Source organism: Skermanella sp., from assembly GCF_059503625.1.
Window position 1 is genome coordinate 1 of the sequence record NZ_JCACHA010000506.1, and the last position, 2,140, is coordinate 2,140.

Annotated in this window: 1 protein-coding gene; it reads left to right on the plus strand. The window is 57.6% G+C overall.

The annotated features are described in order from the left end of the window. Positions 1 to 705 precede the first annotated feature (705 nt). On the plus strand, positions 706 to 2,140 hold a 1,435-nt coding region (locus AC5JJ6_RS10910), incomplete at its 3' end, for a DUF4347 domain-containing protein (RefSeq protein ID WP_496042055.1).

Here is a 2,140-nt window from a genome sequence, read left to right on the forward strand (position 1 = left end):
GCTTAAAATATTGGCAATGATAATTATAGATTCTCTTTTATTTTCTGATACGTCCAGAAATCTGGATAAAGCATTCTTCTGAATAGATAAGCCTGTGTGCCACCTTGATTGGAAAGGTGAGACGCCTGCTAAGGAGTCGATGATCGGCAAATGTTTGCCAGCCGGAACAGGGTCACCGGATGGGTTTGATCGAGATGGTCTGACCTGAGGTCATGCGAGGTCTCTTCTGAAAGCTGTGACTATGGACCCACCGCAGGAACGGTGGGGCGTTCGATATCTGGTCGGAGAGACATTGCACGAAAGGTTGTGCGCAATAAACGAAAATTTAATCCTTTATCGCGGAAAAATCGGCCTATGAAGTGTGTTCGATTGCCGCAAGCACCTCATGCTTTTGATATAGAAGTTCATTTTGCAGAATTAGACGACGCATCTGCGGCTCTGGCAAGCAGCACCGTTAACTGTTCAAGAAGAAGTCCATGAAGCTCCGGTGCTTTCTACCAAAATCCTTCCATATGTGACTTCTTTTTTATCTGATGAACAGGATTTAGGCGTCGCGGACTCGGTAGACGCAACTTATTTCCTGATCCTTCAAGTACAACCCATAAAGCATAAAATTTATCTTAAGGGTTAGACCGCTGTTGGGGCTACCCGAAACCCACCGCTTTTGGCAACCATTTGTTCATAATTTATCCTATCGAGAGCATTATGACCGACATTGCTGAAGACTCATCGTCTGAGAGCGTCAGGCCGACGCCCTCACAAACAGGTTCAGATTTTCCCGCTGCATTCCGGTCAGAAGGTGTTTCCGCTGGCACCGGAGCAGGAAGCGAAGGCGCGGCTCTCGCTGCTCCAAGCGCGGCACACCTGGCCGGACCGCTGGAGCTGCGTCCGGTCGATCCCGGATCGAACGGCGGCCGCAAGGAGGCAGCCTTCATCGATGCTTCGGTAGCCGACCACCAAATTCTGGTAACGGGCATCCGTCCTGGTGTCGCGGTGCTCCTGCTCCAGAACGGCACCAGCGGTCTGGCGCAGATGGCGGCCTGGGCAGGGGAGCGCAGCGGCTACGACGCCATTCATCTCCTCTCCCACGGCACGCAGGCTCAATTGCATTTGGGCAATGACGTCTTCACCGGTGCCAGCCTGTCGTCGCCGACGGCCCAGGAGCAGCTGGCCACGATCGGCGGTTGCCTGAACGAAGACGGCGATCTGCTGATTTACGGCTGCGAGATCGGCAAGGGCGACGACGGCGCTGGGTTCGTGACAAAGCTTGCGGCCGCAACCGGCGCCGGCGTGGCCGCCTCCTCTGGCCTGACCGGCTCATCCGCAGCAGGCGGCGACTGGGTGCTGGACACAGTCAGCGGCGGTGTCACCACCGAGGCTCTCAGCATCACCAGCTATCCATTCACCCTTCTGCCGGCGATCTCTTCCTACAGCGGCGGTATTAGCGCCACCAACACCTATCACCGCCCCTGGACGCCCGCCGATATCGCCATCGTGAAGGAAGGCGGTACCGCGGCAGCCGACACAGTTTATACCGGCGATCAGATTACCCAGACCTCGTCCAGGCTTTACAACTACGCGCTTGCGACCTTCATTCCCACCTCGTCGGGAACATTCACCTTCTCGGTCCCGGCAGCCGACCTCTCCGGTTCGACGACCGATGCCGGCGATGTCTTCATGGCCGTCTATCAGTCGAGCTTCGACCCGAAGGATCCGCTGAAGAACCTGCTCTATGCCAATGACGACAGCGCGAGCGCCGAGTCTGATTTCAGGTCCGAGATTGCCGACGTTCCGCTGAACGCCTTCGGTCATTACATCGTAGTGATCACCTCGTTCAGTCCCAGCGCCACCGGAAGCTTCACCATCGAGGCGACCGGACCGTCACTGGGCACCTGGGCAGGACCGGACGCGGACGCCGTGCCCATCATAACATCCGGCGACGTTGTCTCATTCCTGGAAAACGGCACCGGCACCGTCTACGCCGCCACGGTCAACACCCGCTCGGCCGATGGCGCCGTCGCCTACACGCTCGGCGGCGCCGACGCCGCCCTGTTCACGCTGAACAGCACCACCGGCGTCCTCACCTTCAAGACAGCGCCCGATTTCGAGACCCCCGCCGACAGCAGCGGCGACAACATCT